The organism is Streptomyces pseudovenezuelae (assembly GCF_001513955.1).
Taxonomy (GTDB): domain Bacteria; phylum Actinomycetota; class Actinomycetes; order Streptomycetales; family Streptomycetaceae; genus Streptomyces; species Streptomyces pseudovenezuelae.
Genome location: NZ_KQ948144.1, coordinates 887,539 through 902,208, shown reverse-complemented (window position 1 = coordinate 902,208; position 14,670 = coordinate 887,539). Strand labels below are relative to the sequence as shown.

Below are 14,670 nucleotides of genomic sequence, written 5' to 3'. Positions count from 1 at the left end.
AAGGAGCTCGTGCCGAATACGATGACCCGCATGGGTGACGTACTGGCCGGATTTCATGCCGCCTGGGAGTTCGACTCCGACTCCGTGCTCATCCGCTACGAACGGGGGATTCGCACACCGAAGCTCTTCCAGGCGCTGGGGGAACGACGGATCCCGCTGGAGGCGATCTCCGGGGTGACGCTGACTCCCGGCAAGCGGGGCACGGTGGTGCTGCACGCCGAGCCGCGGCCCGGGGCGGATCCGCTCATGGAGGCGGCGGCGGGGCAGCTGAAGGAAGGGTGCGATCCGTACCGGCTGGTGCTGCCGGCCGACAAGGAGACGCTCGCCGAGTACTACACGGACGAGCTGCGCGCGCTGCTGAAGGAGGACGACGAGCCGGCGGACCGTTTCCTGGTGCCCGCGCCCGAGGTGCCGTTGCAGTTCAAGGCGTACGACGGCAAGGCGTCCTTCGACGGCCGTACCGTGCACTTCCGCTGGTTCTGGACGGGAGCGTCCTCGGCGAAGTGGAAGGCCGGCGACCAGAGTTTCCCGGTGTCCGAGCTGACGGGTGTCGAGTGGCGGTCGCCGGAGGTCTTCGAGGGGCACCTGCGGCTGCTCCGCGGGGAGCCGGGGCCGGTGCAGGCGGACCAGGACCCGGCAGCCGTGGTGTTCGGGCTCGGGTACGGGCCGGTCCACGAGTCGTTGCCGTTCGCGGCGGCGGTCCTGGCCGCCGTACGGCAACGGGGGCCCGCCGCCGCGGTCCCGGCCGTGACCGCGCCACGCCGGGACCCCGCCGACATCGCCGAGCGGATTCGCCATCTCGGGGAGCTGCACCAGGCCGGTCTGGTCACCGACGAGGAGTTCTCCGTGAAGAAGGCGGAGTTGCTGGCGGAGCTCTAGCTCACTCGCGTCCTGCGGACGAGAACCGCATGTCCGCGTACCGGTCTCCGGCCACCTGGCCCGCGATCGGCTCCAGCAGCTCCAGCTCCTCCTTCGTGAGCTCGATGCCCGTCGCCGCCGCGTTCTCCTCCACCCTGCCGGGCTTGCGTGTGCCCGGGATCGGGATCACCGGCAGGTCGTGGACCGTGGTCTGCTGCTGGACCCAGGCCAGCGCGATCTGGCCCAGGGAGACCCCGTGGGCCTCGGCGACCGTGCGGACCGGCTCCAGCAGGGCCGCGTTCGCGGCGGCGTTGTCGCCCGTGAAGCGGGGCTGCTGGCGGCGGAAGTCGTCGGCGGTGAGGTCCTTGTCGGCGTTGGTGAAGGAGCCGGTGAGGAAGCCGCGACCGAGCGGGGAGTACGGGACGAGGGCCACGCCCAGTTCGCGGGCGGCCGGGACCACCTGGGCCTCGATGTCCCGGCTGAACAGGGACCACTCCGACTGCACGGCGGCGATGGGGTGGATGTCCTGGGCCGCGCGCAGTTCCGTCGCGGTGACCTCGCTCAGGCCCAGGTGCTTGACCTTGCCCTCGCGCACCAGCTCGGCCATGGTGCCGACGGACTCCTCGATCGGCACGTTCACATCGCGCCGGTGCATGTAGTAGAGGTCGATCGCGTCGACGTCCAGGCGCTTCAGGCTCGCCTCGACCGCCTGGCGGATGTACGGCGGGTCGTTGCGGATGATCCGCCGGGTCGGGTCGTCCGGGGGTATCGCCAGGGCGAACTTCGTGGCGATCACGACCTCGTCGCGGTGGGCCTTGAAGAACGGGGACAGGAACTTCTCGTTCTCCCCCTGGCCGTAGGCGTCCGCCGTGTCGTAGAGCGTGATGCCGAGTTCCAGGGCCCGCTCCAGGGTGGCCCGGGACGCCTCCGCGTCCGTGGGGCCGTAGGCGAAGCTCATGCCCATGCACCCGAGTCCCTGGACGCCGACCGCGGGGCCGTGGGCGCCGAGCTGTGCGGTGGGGATCGTGCTGTCCGTCATCCGGCCTTCTCCGATTCGTAGGCGCGACCGGCTTCGGCGTAGAAGCTGATCTTCCGGTCGAGAACGGCGAGCGTGTCCTGGAGTTCCGCGATCCGGGACAGGACGTCCCGGCGGGTCGTCTCCAGGAGCTCGAACCGTTCGGTGAACGTGTGGTCGCCCTCCCGCACCAGTTCCGCGTACCGCACCATGTCGGCGACCGGCATGCCGGTGAGCCGGAGCTTGCCGACGAGGTCGAGCCAGTCGAGGTCACGGTTGCTGTAGCGGCGCTGGCCGGTGTGCGAGCGGTCGATGTGCGGCATCAGGCCGATGCGCTCGTACCAGCGCAGGGTGTGCGCGGTCAGGCCGGTGAAGGCGACGACCTCGCTGATCGTGTAGCTGTCCTGGCCGTTGGGGCGCCGGTGAGCGTTCGGCGGGGCGGCGCAGCTGTCGGTCCTGGTACTCGTGGTCTCCATCACCGTCATGACCACCACGCTATGGCCTTGGAGTGCACTCCAAGCAAGCAGAACCGGTAAGAAATCGGCAGGACGCGCCACAGGTGCGGTCGCTAGCGTGCGGGCCATGAGTCTCGTACGCCGTGCCACGACCGAGGACGCCGGGGAAGTGCTGCGTCTGCGCCAGGTGATGATCGACGCCCTGCCCGGCGGGGATGCCTCCACAGCGTGGCACACGGAGGCGCTGCCGTCGCTGCGCGGGAAGCTGGGCGAGGCGGACGGGGACTTCGCGGCCTTCGTCGTCGACCACCCGGACCGGCCGGGGGCGCTCGCCGCGCTGGTGGCCGGGACGGTCGACTACCGGATCGGCAAGGCGGGCAATCCGCACGGCCTGGCCGGATACGTCTTCAGCGTCGCCACCGATCCCGGGGCGCGTCGGCGCGGCTACGCGCGCGCGTGCATGGACGAGCTGCTGGCGTGGTTCCGCGAGCGGGGCGCCGGGCAGGTCATGCTGACCGCGTCCCCGGAGGCCGAACCGCTCTACGTCTCGCTCGGCTTCGTCCCCAAGCCGGACCCCACGATGATTCTGAGGCTGTGAGCGGCTTACGCTCGACGGCATGTCCTTGCAGAGCCTCGCGTTGATCGAAAACTGGCCGGTTCCCACCGCTGCGGCGGGGGTGGTGCGCGCCGACGGCACGGTCCTCGGCACCCACGGCCCCCTGGACCGGCGCTTCCCGCTGGCCTCGGTCACCAAGCCGCTCGCCGCGTACGCCGTCCTCGTCGCGTACGAGGAGGGGGCGATCGAGCTCGACGAGCCGGCCGGGCCGAGCGGATCGACGGTGCGGCACCTGCTCGCGCACACCTCGGGGCTGGCCTTCGACGAGCACCGGGTGACGGCCGCTCCCGGAGAGCGGCGGCTGTACTCGAACGCGGGCTTCGAGCAGCTCGGCGACCATGTCGCCAAGGCGACGGACATCCCCTTCGCGGAGTATCTGCGGCAGGCGGTCCTGGAGCCGCTGGGCATGACGTCGACGTCCCTGGAGGGCTCCCCCGCGAAGGACGGCGTGTCGACGGTCGAGGACCTGCTCCGGTTCGCGGCGGAGGCGCAGGCACCGAGGCTGCTGGATCCGCGCACGGTCGCGGAGGCGATGACGGTCCAGTACCCGGGCACGAAGGGCGTGCTGCCCGGCTACGGCCACCAGAACCCCAACGACTGGGGCCTCGGCTTCGAGATCCGCGACGGCAAGTCCCCGCACTGGACGGGGAGTTCCTCGTCCCCTCGCACGTTCGGGCACTTCGGCCAGTCCGGCACGTTCGTGTGGATCGACCCGGACGCGCGGGCGGCCTGCGTGGCGCTGACGGACCGCGCGTTCGGGCCCTGGGCGGTCGAGGCGTGGCCGGCGTTCACCGACGCCGTCCTGGCCGAGCTCTAGGACATCTCCCACACCAGCAGTTCGGCCGGCGTCACCGCCACCAGATCCAGCTCCTTGGCGTCGGTGACCCGGGCCGCGTCACCGGTGCCCAACTCCTCGCCGTCCAGCCGCACTTCACCGCGCACGACATGGACGTACAGGTGGCGCCCGTCCGGCACCGCCGTCCGCTCCCCCGCGCCGAGCCGGCGCACATGGAGCATCGCGGCCGCCTCCGGGACGGCGTACGGCGTCGAGTCGGCGATCCCGCGGACGATCTCGTACGACGGCTCGCCGCCGGGCTCCAGGGGCGCCAGCCAGGTCTGCACGAAGGTCAGCGGGGTCTCGGCGTCGTTGCGCTCGATGTGCCGGACGCCCGCGGCGGCGCTCAGCCGCTGCACGTCACCGGGCCGTACGACGGTCTCGTGCCCGGTGGAGTCCCGGTGCGTCAGCTCCCCCTCGACCACCCACGTCACGATCTCGGTGTGACTGTGCGGATGTTCGTCGAACCCGGCCCCGGGCAGGAGCCGCTCCTCGTTGCAGGCGATCAGCGCGCCGAACCGGAGGTTGTCGGGGTCGTAGTGCGGCCCGAAGGAGAAGGCGTGCCACGACTCGATCCCGGTCCCGGGGTCCCCGCCTGGGTAGCGCTCCGCGGCGCGCCGTACGTCCGTCACGGGACCACGGTAGTGCCGGGCGGGCCGCCGGTGGGGCCTCAGTCGGTACCCGGCGGCGCGCACTGACGTCCGGATAAGGCAGTCTTGTCCCCGTGCCCGAACCCGAACACAGCAAGTCCGACCCCGCCGCACGCGGCAGCCACGCTCATGCCGCGACCCTGAAGCGGCTGGAGAAGTCGTCCGGGTCCCTCGCCCAGCAGGCCATCGCGCGCATGGACGAGACGCTGCCGTGGTACCGGGCGATGCCCCCGGAGAACCGTTCCTGGATCGGGCTGGTCGCCCAGGCCGGTATCGCGGCCTTCACCGAGTGGTTCCGGCGTCCGGACGCCCCGCAGGCCATCTCCACCGACGTGTTCGGGACCGCTCCGCGTGAGCTGACCCGGGCCATCACGCTGCGGCAGACCGTGGAGATGGTGCGCACCACCATCGAGGTCATGGAGAGCGCGATCGACGAGGTCGCGGCCCCCGGTGACGAGTCCGTGCTGCGTGAGGCCCTGCTGGTGTACGCCCGTGAGATCGCCTTCGCCACCGCGCAGGTCTACGCCCAGGCCGCCGAGGCACGCGGTGCCTGGGACGCCCGGCTGGAGTCGCTCGTGGTGAACGCGGTGCTCAGCGGGGAGGCCGACGAGGGTGCCGTGAGCAGGGCCGCGGCGCTCGGGTGGAACGCCCCCGAGCATGTGTGCGTGGTCCTCGGCACCGCTCCCGACGGTGACTCGGAGTTGACGGTCGAGGCCATCCGGCGGGCCGCCCGACACGCCAAGCTCCAGGTGCTGACCGGGGTGCTCGGGGCCCGGCTCGTGGTGATCGCGGGCGGCAGCGACAACCCGCTCGCCGTGGCCAAGTCGCTGATCGGGCCCTATGCGGCCGGGCCGGTGGTCGCCGGGCCCGTGGTACCCGATCTGCTCGCCGCGACCCGGTCCGCGCAGGCGGCCGCCGCCGGGCTCAAGGCGTGTTCCGCCTGGCAGGACGCCCCGCGCCCGGTGCTGGCGGACGACCTGCTTCCGGAACGCGCGATGGCCGGTGATCCCCGTGCGCGTGAGCAGTTGGTGGAGGAGATCTACAGACCGCTGGAGGAGGCCGGTTCCGCTCTCCTGGAGACCCTCTCGGTCTACCTCGAACAGGCGTCCAGTCTGGAGGGCGCGGCCCGGATGCTGTTCGTGCATCCCAACACCGTGCGCTACCGGCTTCGACGTGTGACTGACGTCACCGGCTGGTCACCCTCCGATGTACGTTCGGCGTTCACCTTGCGGATCGCGCTCATCCTGGGGCGTCTGGCCGACGGAGATCTCCAGCCCTAGGCTTTTGTCGGGGGCCCACAAAACCCCCTCGTGTTCTTCGTCCCTGTCCCCACGGGCGGCTTGGGCCGCCCTCAAGAGAGAGTGTGAGAGTGCTCGTACTCGTCGCTCCCGGCCAGGGCGCCCAGACGCCCGGCTTCCTGACCCCCTGGCTCGAACTCCCCGGTGCCGCGGACCGCGTCGCCACGTGGTCCGACGCCATCGGACTGGACCTTGCCCACTACGGCACACAGGCCGACGCGGACGCCATCCGCGACACCTCCGTGGCGCAGCCGCTGCTGGTCGCGGCCGGGATCCTGTCCGCCTCGGCACTCGGTGACATGGCCGCCATCGCCCCGGGCGCCGTCGCCGGGCACAGCGTCGGTGAGATCACCGCCGCGGCCTTCGCGGGCGTGCTGGACGACTCCGCCGCCCTCACCCTCGTCCGCAAGCGGGGTCTGGCGATGGCCGACGCCGCCGCGATCACCGAGACCGGTATGTCGGCGCTGCTCGGCGGCGACCCCGAGATCTCCGTGGCGCACCTGGAGAAGCTGGGTCTGACCCCGGCGAACGTCAACGGCGCCGGGCAGATCGTCGCCGCGGGCACGCTGGAGCAGCTCGCCGTCCTGAACGAGGACAAGCCCGAGGGCGTCCGCAAGGTCGTCCCGCTGAAGGTCGCCGGCGCCTTCCACACGCACCACATGGCCCCCGCGGTCGACGCGCTGGCCAAGGCCGCCGCCGACCTGACGCCGGCCGATCCGACGCTCACGTACGTCTCGAACAAGGACGGACGGACCGTCGCCACCGGCGCCGAGGTGCTGGAGCGGCTGGTCGGCCAGGTCGCCAACCCGGTCCGCTGGGACCGGTGCATGGAGACCTTCAAGGAGCTCGGCGCCACCGCGTTCATCGAGGTCTCCCCCGGCGGCACACTGGTCGGCCTCGCCAAGCGCGCGCTGCCCGGTGTGAAGACGCTGGCGCTCAAGACCCCCGACGACCTCGACGCTGCTCGCGAGCTCATCGCCGAGCACAGTGCCTGAGAAGGAGCACGAGAGCATGTCGAAGATCAAGCCCAGCAAGGGCGCCCCGTACGCGCGCATCCTCGGGGTCGGCGGCTACCGCCCGACCCGGGTCGTGCCGAACGAGGTGATCCTCGAGACGATCGACTCGTCCGACGAGTGGATCCGCTCGCGCTCCGGCATCCAGACCCGGCACTGGGCCAACGCCGAGGAGACCGTCGCCGCGATGTCGATCGAGGCGTCCGGCAAGGCGATCGCCGACGCCGGGATCTCCGCCGAGCAGATCGGCGGCGTGATCGTCTCGACCGTCTCGCACTTCAAGCAGACCCCGGCCGTGGCGACGGAGATCGCGGACAAGCTGGGCACGAACAAGGCCGCCGCCTTCGACATCTCGGCGGGCTGCGCGGGCTTCGGCTACGGCCTCACCCTCGCCAAGGGCATGATCGTCGAGGGCTCGGCGGAGTACGTCCTCGTCATCGGCGTGGAGCGGCTGTCCGACCTCACCGACCTGGAGGACCGGGCCACGGCCTTCCTGTTCGGCGACGGTGCCGGCGCGGTCGTCGTCGGTCCGTCCGCGGAACCCGCGATCGGCCCCACCGTCTGGGGCTCCGAGGGTGACAAGTCCGAGACGATCAAGCAGACCGTGGCGTGGACCGAGTACGACTCCACGGGCAAGTTCCCCGCGATCACGCAGGAGGGCCAGGCGGTGTTCCGCTGGGCCGTGTTCGAGATGGCGAAGGTCGCCCAGCAGGCGCTGGACGCGGCCGGGATCAGCCCGAGCGACCTGGACGTCTTCATTCCCCACCAGGCCAACGAGCGGATCATCGACTCGATGGTGAAGACGCTGAAGCTGCCGGAGCACGTCACGGTCGCGCGTGACGTGCGCACCACCGGCAACACCTCGGCCGCCTCGATCCCGCTCGCTATGGAGCGGCTCCTGGCGACCGGTGAGGCGAAGAGCGGCGACACCGCGCTCGTCATCGGATTCGGGGCGGGTCTCGTCTACGCCGCCACTGTCGTTACCCTCCCCTAGGCACTCCGTGCCGGACCACCCGGTCCGGGACGGGAAGCACTGCCAACCCTCTGGATAAGAAAACGAAGGAGCGCCACCATGGCCGCCACTCAGGAAGAGATCGTCGCCGGTCTCGCCGACATCGTGAACGAGATCGCCGGCATCCCGGTTGAGGACGTCCAGCTGGACAAGTCCTTCACCGACGACCTGGACGTCGACTCGCTGTCCATGGTCGAGGTCGTCGTCGCCGCCGAAGAGCGCTTCGACGTCAAGATCCCGGACGACGACGTCAAGAACCTCAAGACGGTCGGCGACGCCACCGACTACATCCTCAAGCACCAGGCCTGAGTCACCCGGGCTCCTCACGGAGCCCTCCAGGCCGGACGTGCCGGCCCCGCCACCCGGCGGTGGCGCCGCTTAATCCTCGTACCGTTGGAGAAAGATTTCCCGTGAGCCCGACCAATCGCACCGTGGTCGTCACCGGTATCGGCGCAACCACACCGCTGGGTGGCGACGCAGCCTCTACCTGGGAGGGTCTGGTCGCCGGCAAGTCCGGCGTCAAGCCCCTGGAGCAGGAGTGGGCCGCCGAGCAGGCGGTCCGTATCGCCGCGCAGATCGCGGTGGAACCGACCGAGGTCATTCCCCGGCCGCAGGCCCGCCGTCTGGACCGCTCGGCGCAGTTCGCGCTGATCGCGGCCAAGGAAGCGTGGGCCGACGCCGGTTTCGAGGGCAAGGCCGGTGAGGACGGTTCGGTCGGCGAGGTCGACCCCGACCGTCTCGGCGCCGTCATCGCCTCCGGCATCGGCGGTGTCACGACCCTGCTCGACCAGTACGACGTGCTCAAGGAGAAGGGCGTCCGCCGCGTCTCCCCGCACACCGTGCCGATGCTGATGCCCAACAGCCCGTCCGCCAACGTGGGTCTGCTCGTCGGGGCCCGCGCGGGTGTGCACACCCCGGTCTCCGCCTGCGCGTCGGGCGCCGAGGCCATCGGCTACGCCATCGAGATGATCCGTACCGGCCGCGCCGACGTCGTCGTCGCCGGTGGCACGGAGGCGGCGATCCACCCGCTGCCCATCGCCGCGTTCGGCAACATGATGGCGATGTCCAAGAACAACGAGAACCCCGAGGGCGCCTCGCGTCCCTACGACGTCGCCCGGGACGGATTCGTCCTCGGCGAGGGTGCCGGTGTCGTCGTCCTGGAGTCCGCCGAGCACGCCGCCAAGCGCGGTGCGCGGGTGTACGCCGAGGCGGTCGGACAGGGCATCTCCGCCGACGCCCACGACATCGTGCAGCCGGAGCCCGAGGGCCGCGGCATCTCGCACGCGCTGCAGAACCTGCTGGACCGCACCGACCTGAACCCGGCGGAGATCGTGCACGTCAACGCGCACGCCACGTCGACCCCGGCCGGTGACATCGCCGAGCTCAAGGCGCTGCGCAAGGTGTTCGGCGACGACGCCGACCACATGGCCGTGTCCGCCACCAAGTCGATGACCGGTCACCTGCTCGGTGGCGCGGGCGGCGTGGAGACGGTCGCCACCGTCCTCGCCCTGTACCACCGGGTGGCTCCGCCGACCATCAACGTCGAGAACCTCGACCCGGAGGCGGAGGCCAACGCCGACGTCGTCCGCGGCGAGGCGCGCAAGCTGCCCGTGGAGGGCCGTATCGCCGCGCTGAACGACTCGTTCGGGTTCGGCGGGCACAACGTCGTCCTGGCGTTCCGTACCGTCTGAGAACGCGCGTGAAGGGCCCCCACCGAGCGGTGGGGGCCCTTCACGTGTACAGAAGACCTACACCACCTGGTGCAGCCAGCGGACCGGGGCGCCCTCGCCGGCGTACCGGAAGGGCTCCAACTCGTCGTCCCAGGGCTTGCCGAGGAGCTTGGCCAGCTCCGCTTCCAGGTCCGTCTCCCCGCGCTGGGAGCGGGTCAGGGCCGCGCGCAGGCGGTCCTCCGGGATCAGGATGTCGCCGTGGATGCCGGTGACGGCGTGGAAGATGCCGAGCTCCGGCGTGCAGCTGTAGCGCTCGCCCTCGGCGGTGGCGCAGGGCTCGGCCGTGACCTCGAAGCGCAGCAGGTGCCAGCCTCTGAGGGCGGAGGCGAGCTTGGACGCCGTGCCCACCTCGCCCTTCCAGGAGAACTCCGAGCGCCAGGTGCCCGGCGCGGCCGGCTGCCGGATCCAGTCGAGGTTGACGCGCGTGCCGAGCACCCCGGCGACGGCCCACTCGACGTGCGGGCACAGCGCGCGCGGCGCGGAGTGCACGTACAGAACTCCACGTGTCGTCACCGGGACCTCCGGGCAGAGCGGGACAAGTCTTGCTGGCTGGCATGGCGGCGATGGCGGGCAGCCACGTTGATGGCGAGGCTACCGTGCGGCGGCGCAAGGAGTGTGACGTACCGTCGGTCCCGGTGCCCCGAAACGCCCGCCATTCACCCGGCAGGACGCTAGTACGGGTGCCGATCGTTCCCTCGGGCGCACCGGGAACTCTCGTGCGTTGTTATGAGAGGACCACCATTTCACGAGGGGAACTCCACGGATGCGGAAGCAGGGCCACCGCTCGCGGGCCGTCGTCGCCGTCCTGGCGGCGGCTCTTGTGGGTGTCGCCGGCTGCGACGCCGTGGGCGGCGACTCGGCGGGACCGACGCAGAAGCCCAAGCCCTCGCCGAAGCCGAGTCCGGCGTGGGACGGCAGCCCGGCCTCGATCGCCGCCGTCGGCGACTCCATCACCCGTGGCTTCGACGCGTGCGGGGTGCTGAAGGACTGCCCCGACGTGTCCTGGGCCACCGGCGCCAGCACCCAGGTCGACTCTCTCGCCGTACGGCTGCTGGGGCGGGCGAAGGCCGCCGAGCGCAGCTGGAACTACGCGGTGTCCGGGTCGCGGATGGCCGATCTGCCCACCCAGATGGCACAGGCCGCCTCGCGCGCGCCGGCCCTGGTCACCGTGATGGTGGGCGCCAACGACGCCTGCCGGGACTCCACGGCGGCGATGACCTCGGTGTCCGACTTCCGCGCCGGCTTCGAGGACGCGCTCGGCGTGCTGCGCAAGCAGGCGCCCAAGGCGCAGGTGTACGTGGCGAGCGTGCCGAACCTCAAGCGGCTGTGGTCCCAGGGCCGTACCAATCCGCTGGGAAAGCAGGTGTGGAAGCTGGGCGTGTGCCCGTCGATGCTGGCCGACGCGGACGCGCTGGACGCGGCGGCGACCGAGCGGCGGGACACCGTGCAGGAGCGGGTGGAGGCCTACAACACCGTGCTGAGGCAGGTGTGCGCCGAGGACGAGCGGTGCCGGTACGACGGGGGCGCGGTGTACGACTACCGGTTCGGCACCGACCAGCTCAGCCACTGGGACTGGTTCCATCCGAGCGTGAACGGACAGGCGCGGCTGGCGGAGATCGCATACCGCAAGGTCAGGTCCGTGTCCTAAAGTTCCGCACATGAACGAACTCTTCGCCACACTTTCGGACGGCACACCGGTCCACCGCTGGACTCTGGAGCGTGCGGGCGTCCGGGTGCGGATTCTGTCGTACGGCGGGATCGTGCAGTCGGTCGAGGTCCCGGACCGGGGCGGCCGCACGACGGACGTGGTGCTGGGCTTCGCCGGTCTTGAGGGGTATCTGGAGCACTCCGGCCCGTATCTCGGCGCCTTCGTGGGGCGGTACGCGAACCGGATCGCGGGCGGCCGCTTCGATCTGGACGGGGTGACCTACGCGCTCGCGCCCAACAACGCGCCCAACTCCCTGCACGGCGGCGAGAACGGATTCGACAAGCGGGTGTGGGACATGGAGGCGGCCGGTGCGCACGGGGTGCGACTGAGCCGGGTCAGCCCGCACGGCGAGGAGGGCTTCCCGGGGCGCCTGGAGGTCTCGGGGACGTACAGCCTGGACGAGTCGGGGGCGCTGCGGATCTCCTACGAGGCGGTCACCGACGCCGCGACCGTCGTGAACCTGACCAACCACAGCTACTTCAACCTGGCCGGTTCCGGGAACGCGGGCGGGCACGAACTGCGGATCGACGCCTCGCGGTTCACCCCGGTCGACGCGGACCTGATCCCGACGGGCGTCGAGGAGGTCGCGGGCACCCGGTTCGACTTCCGGCAGACGCGCAAGATCGGCTCTGGCTACGACCACAACTTCGTGCTCGACAAGGGGGTCACCGAACAGGCCGTCGAGGTCGCCGAGTTGTACGACCCCGGGTCCGGACGGGTGCTGACGGTGGCGACCACCGAGCCGGGGCTCCAGCTGTACACCGCGGACCATCTGCCCGAGCCCTTCGCGCCCGGCGACGGCGTCGCGCTGGAGACCCAGCACTTCCCCGACTCCCCCAACCGCCCGGAGTTCCCGAGCACGGTGCTGCGGCCGGGCGAGGTGTACCGGTCGCAGACGGTGTACGGCTTCGGTACGCGCTGAGCACGAACGAGCCCCGGCCCAGGGGTCAGGTCCCGGGCCGGGGCTGCTTGTACGAGGGGTCTGCCCCCTGTGATCAGACGTTAATCGTCTCGGTGAGCCTGCGGTCCCCGATCGAGCGACCCACCTGGATTTCGTACGAACCCTTCACATACGCCCACGATGAGGTCTTCTCGTCCCAGATCTCGAAGGCCCGGCGCGGGATCTCCACGGTGACCTCGACGCTCTCGCCCGGGCCGGCCTCGGCCCCCGCGAATCCGGCGAGCCGACGGGCCGGGCGCTCGGCGTCCGGCTCGGCGGGCGCCAGGTAGACCTGGACGACCTCGCGGCCCGCCCGGGCCCCGGAGTTCCGCAGCCGGACCCGGACGGCGGTGCCGCGGACCTCGACGGACTCATAGGTCCAGTCGGTGTAGCCGAGGCCGTGGCCGAAAGGGTAGGCCGGGGTGCGGCCCTCCTTCTCCCAGGCCGCGTACCCGATGAACACGCCCTCCTCGTAAGGGAGTTCACCGCCCTGCGGAGTGACCCGGGTGACCGGGGCGTCGGCCAGGGTGCCCCAGGTGGTGGGGAGGCGGCCGCCGGGCTCGTGGTCTCCGGTCAGGACGTCGGCGAGGGCCGCCCCGCCTTCCTGGCCGGGGAACCAGCCGAGCAGGACGGCGGCGACGTCCTCGCGCCAGGGCAGCTCCACCGGGGAGCCGGAGTTGACGACCACGACGGTGTTCGGGTTGGCGGCGGCGACCGCGCGGACCAGTTCGTCCTGCCGGCCGGGCAGGGTCAGGTCCCGGCGGTCGTAGCCCTCGGACTCGACGCGCTCGGTGGTGGCGACCACGACGACGGCCGTGTCGGCCGTGCGCGCCGCCTCGACGGCCTCGGCGATCAGTTCGTCGGGGTCGCGCCGCGGGTCCTGGTGGGCGAGGGAGAACGCGACGATCTTCATCGGGGCGTCCTCGGGGAGGACGACGACGTACGTCAGGGAGACCTCGACCGGCTCGCCCGCGGTCAGTTCGACCCGGGCGCGGGGCTCGGGGGCGCCGAAGAAGGTGACGAAGGGGTCGTCCTCGTCGGTGCGCTGGACGTCGTCGAAGTACGTCGCGCCGTCGACGACCAGCCTGAAGGCGCCGAGTCCCTTGATGCCGAAGGTGTGTTCGCCGCTCTCGCGCGGGGTGAAGGTGCCGGTCAGCTCGACGGTGTGCAGCCGCTCGTGGGTGACGCCCTCGGGGAGGTCCGCGCCCATCCACTGGATCTGGCCGTTGGGGGCCACCGCGGTCCCGATGATGTCGCCCGCCGTGTCCCGGCAGACCGCCCTGAGGCGGAATCCCTTGTCGGCGACGGCGAGTTCGGTGTTCGGGTCGGCGCCGACGCAGTAGCTCAGCGAGCCCTCGGGGAGGGCGGCGGTGAGGCCGTCGAGCGGGGAGACGACATGGTCCGGGAAGACGGTGGCGGAGCCGCCGCCGAGGACCCGGGCGTCCCGGGCGGCGGCGCCGATGAGGGCGACCGTGCCCGGCTTCAGCGGCAACGCCCCCTGGTTGCGGACCAGTACGAAGGCGCGGCGGGCGATCTCACGGGCCAGCTCGATGCCGTCGACGGCGTCCGGGAGTTCGGTGACGACGGGTTCGGCGCCGTCCAGGATGCCGACGCGGGCGGCGAGCCGCAGCACATGGCGCACGGCCGTGTCGACCGCGCTCTCCTCGACCTCGCCGTCCCGCACCGCCCGGGCGAGGGCTTCGCCGAAGACGGTCGTCGGGCCGGGCATGGCGACGTCGAGGCCGCCCTCGATGGCGGCCTTGGTGGAGCGGGCGGCCATCCAGTCGGAGACGTTGTAGCCGTCGAAGCCCCATTCGCCGCGCAGGACCTCGTTGACCAGATGGTGGTGCTCGGTCATCGTCGTGCCGTTGACCGTGTTGTAGGCGGTCATGATGCCCCACGGGTGGGCGTTCTCGACGATGTGCTCGAAGGGCGCCAGGTACAGCTCGCGCAGGGCGCGTGCGGAGACCAGGTTGTTCACCGTGAAGCGGTCGGTCTCGGCGTCGTTGGCGACGAAGTGCTTGACGGTGGTGCCGACACCGCCCTCCTGTACGCCGGTGACGTACCCGGCGCCGATCCGCCCGGTCAGGTACGGGTCCTCGCTGTAGGCCTCGAAGTGCCGGCCGCCGAGCGGGGAGCGGTGGAGGTTGACGGTGGGGGCGAGCAGGACGTGGACGCCCTTGCGGCGGGCCTCCTGGGCGAGCAGCACTCCTGCCCTATGGGCGAGTTCGGGGTCCCAGGCGGCGGCGAGCGCGGTCGGGGAGGGCAGGGCGATCGACGGGTCGTCGGCGCTCCAGCGCACGCCCCGGACGCCGATCGGGCCGTCGGACATGACGAGGGAGGCCAGACCGATCTCGGGGAGCGCGGGCAGGGTCCACATGTCCTGGCCTGCCAGGAGCGCCGCCTTGGCGTCGAGACCGAGCGCGGCGAGCGCCCTCTCGACGGCCGCCTCACGGGCCTGGTCGGCGGGGGTGGTGCCCTCGGGTCCCTCGGGTGCCGCCATGGCGGTGCCTCCTCGTTGACGTCCGTGCGGTCCTCTC

At 71.4% G+C, this 14,670-nt stretch carries 15 protein-coding genes; 10 read left to right on the top strand and 5 right to left on the bottom strand.

Annotation, left to right across the window (positions count from 1 at the left end):
- The first annotated feature begins 30 nt into the window (after positions 1-30).
- Positions 31-879: a DUF4429 domain-containing protein gene (locus AQI94_RS03880; protein WP_031055948.1), complete on the top strand. Its 849-nt coding sequence runs from the start codon at positions 31-33 to the stop codon at positions 877-879.
- 1 nt (position 880) lies between these two features.
- Here AQI94_RS03880 and AQI94_RS03875 read toward each other — a convergent pair whose 3' ends face one another.
- Complete coding sequence (locus tag AQI94_RS03875) at positions 881-1,897, bottom strand: aldo/keto reductase (RefSeq protein ID WP_031055950.1); 1,017 nt, start codon at positions 1,895-1,897, stop codon at positions 881-883.
- A complete protein-coding gene (locus tag AQI94_RS03870; protein WP_031055952.1) occupies positions 1,894-2,358 on the bottom strand; it encodes a MerR family transcriptional regulator in 465 nt (154 codons plus the stop codon). The genes AQI94_RS03875 and AQI94_RS03870 overlap by 4 nt, the downstream gene beginning before the upstream one ends.
- Before the next feature lie 97 nt (positions 2,359-2,455).
- Here AQI94_RS03870 and AQI94_RS03865 point away from each other — a divergent pair, with 97 nt between their 5' ends.
- Positions 2,456-2,926, top strand: a complete 471-nt coding sequence (locus AQI94_RS03865; RefSeq protein WP_031055955.1) for a GNAT family N-acetyltransferase — start codon at positions 2,456-2,458, stop codon at positions 2,924-2,926.
- 19 nt (positions 2,927-2,945) lie between these two features.
- Positions 2,946-3,761 carry a serine hydrolase domain-containing protein gene (locus AQI94_RS03860; RefSeq protein ID WP_031055957.1) on the top strand — a complete coding sequence of 272 codons (816 nt, stop codon included), beginning with the start codon at positions 2,946-2,948 and terminating at the stop codon, positions 3,759-3,761.
- Here AQI94_RS03860 and AQI94_RS03855 read toward each other — a convergent pair.
- Positions 3,758-4,411 carry a pirin family protein gene (locus tag AQI94_RS03855; protein ID WP_031055961.1) on the bottom strand — a complete coding sequence of 218 codons (654 nt, stop codon included), beginning with the start codon at positions 4,409-4,411 and terminating at the stop codon, positions 3,758-3,760. The genes AQI94_RS03860 and AQI94_RS03855 overlap by 4 nt on opposite strands.
- A 92-nt stretch (positions 4,412-4,503) precedes the next feature.
- Here AQI94_RS03855 and AQI94_RS03850 point away from each other — a divergent pair, with 92 nt between their 5' ends.
- From AQI94_RS03850 to fabF, 5 genes are all read left to right on the top strand, one after another.
- Positions 4,504-5,709, top strand: coding sequence for a PucR family transcriptional regulator (locus AQI94_RS03850; RefSeq protein WP_031055964.1), 1,206 nt, complete (start codon positions 4,504-4,506; stop codon positions 5,707-5,709).
- A gap of 89 nt (positions 5,710-5,798) precedes the next feature.
- Complete coding sequence (locus tag AQI94_RS03845; RefSeq protein ID WP_031055967.1) at positions 5,799-6,722, top strand: ACP S-malonyltransferase; 924 nt, start codon at positions 5,799-5,801, stop codon at positions 6,720-6,722.
- Positions 6,723-6,738: 16 nt separating this feature from the next.
- Positions 6,739-7,734, top strand: a complete 996-nt coding sequence (locus AQI94_RS03840; RefSeq protein WP_020116119.1) for a ketoacyl-ACP synthase III — start codon at positions 6,739-6,741, stop codon at positions 7,732-7,734.
- A 78-nt stretch (positions 7,735-7,812) separates the two neighbouring features.
- Positions 7,813-8,061, top strand: a complete 249-nt coding sequence (locus tag AQI94_RS03835; protein ID WP_007381745.1) for an acyl carrier protein — start codon at positions 7,813-7,815, stop codon at positions 8,059-8,061.
- Positions 8,062-8,162: 101 nt separating this feature from the next.
- Positions 8,163-9,443 carry a beta-ketoacyl-ACP synthase II gene (fabF, locus tag AQI94_RS03830; protein ID WP_031055970.1) on the top strand — a complete coding sequence of 427 codons (1,281 nt, stop codon included), beginning with the start codon at positions 8,163-8,165 and terminating at the stop codon, positions 9,441-9,443.
- Between the two features lie 57 nt (positions 9,444-9,500).
- Here the strand turns inward: fabF and AQI94_RS03825 are convergent, their stop codons facing one another.
- Complete coding sequence (locus AQI94_RS03825) at positions 9,501-9,995, bottom strand: DUF3145 domain-containing protein (RefSeq protein WP_031055972.1); 495 nt, start codon at positions 9,993-9,995, stop codon at positions 9,501-9,503.
- 250 nt (positions 9,996-10,245) lie between these two features.
- Between AQI94_RS03825 and AQI94_RS03820 the strand changes: the two genes are divergently transcribed.
- Positions 10,246-11,130, top strand: coding sequence for an SGNH/GDSL hydrolase family protein (locus AQI94_RS03820; RefSeq protein ID WP_031055976.1), 885 nt, complete (start codon positions 10,246-10,248; stop codon positions 11,128-11,130).
- A 10-nt stretch (positions 11,131-11,140) separates the two neighbouring features.
- A complete protein-coding gene (locus tag AQI94_RS03815; protein ID WP_031055979.1) occupies positions 11,141-12,112 on the top strand; it encodes an aldose epimerase family protein in 972 nt (323 codons plus the stop codon).
- A gap of 73 nt (positions 12,113-12,185) precedes the next feature.
- Here the strand turns inward: AQI94_RS03815 and AQI94_RS03810 are convergent, their stop codons facing one another.
- Positions 12,186-14,633: a beta-glucosidase gene (locus AQI94_RS03810; protein ID WP_031055993.1), complete on the bottom strand. Its 2,448-nt coding sequence runs from the start codon at positions 14,631-14,633 to the stop codon at positions 12,186-12,188.
- Positions 14,634-14,670 lie beyond the last annotated feature (37 nt).

Bases quoted from the DNA above. Each gene is read 5' to 3' on its own strand.
- AQI94_RS03870 (WP_031055952.1), bottom strand. From the start codon at position 2,358: ATGACGGTGATGGAGACCACGAGTACCAGGACCGACAGCTGCGCCGCC.
- AQI94_RS03865 (WP_031055955.1), top strand. From the start codon at position 2,456: ATGAGTCTCGTACGCCGTGCCACGACCGAGGACGCCGGGGAAGTGCTG.
- AQI94_RS03880 (WP_031055948.1), top strand. From the start codon at position 31: ATGGGTGACGTACTGGCCGGATTTCATGCCGCCTGGGAGTTCGACTCC.
- AQI94_RS03815 (WP_031055979.1), top strand. From the start codon at position 11,141: ATGAACGAACTCTTCGCCACACTTTCGGACGGCACACCGGTCCACCGC.
- AQI94_RS03840 (WP_020116119.1), top strand. From the start codon at position 6,739: ATGTCGAAGATCAAGCCCAGCAAGGGCGCCCCGTACGCGCGCATCCTC.
- AQI94_RS03820 (WP_031055976.1), top strand. From the start codon at position 10,246: ATGCGGAAGCAGGGCCACCGCTCGCGGGCCGTCGTCGCCGTCCTGGCG.
- AQI94_RS03875 (WP_031055950.1), bottom strand. From the start codon at position 1,897: ATGACGGACAGCACGATCCCCACCGCACAGCTCGGCGCCCACGGCCCC.
- AQI94_RS03810 (WP_031055993.1), bottom strand. From the start codon at position 14,633: ATGGCGGCACCCGAGGGACCCGAGGGCACCACCCCCGCCGACCAGGCC.
- AQI94_RS03860 (WP_031055957.1), top strand. From the start codon at position 2,946: ATGTCCTTGCAGAGCCTCGCGTTGATCGAAAACTGGCCGGTTCCCACC.
- AQI94_RS03835 (WP_007381745.1), top strand. From the start codon at position 7,813: ATGGCCGCCACTCAGGAAGAGATCGTCGCCGGTCTCGCCGACATCGTG.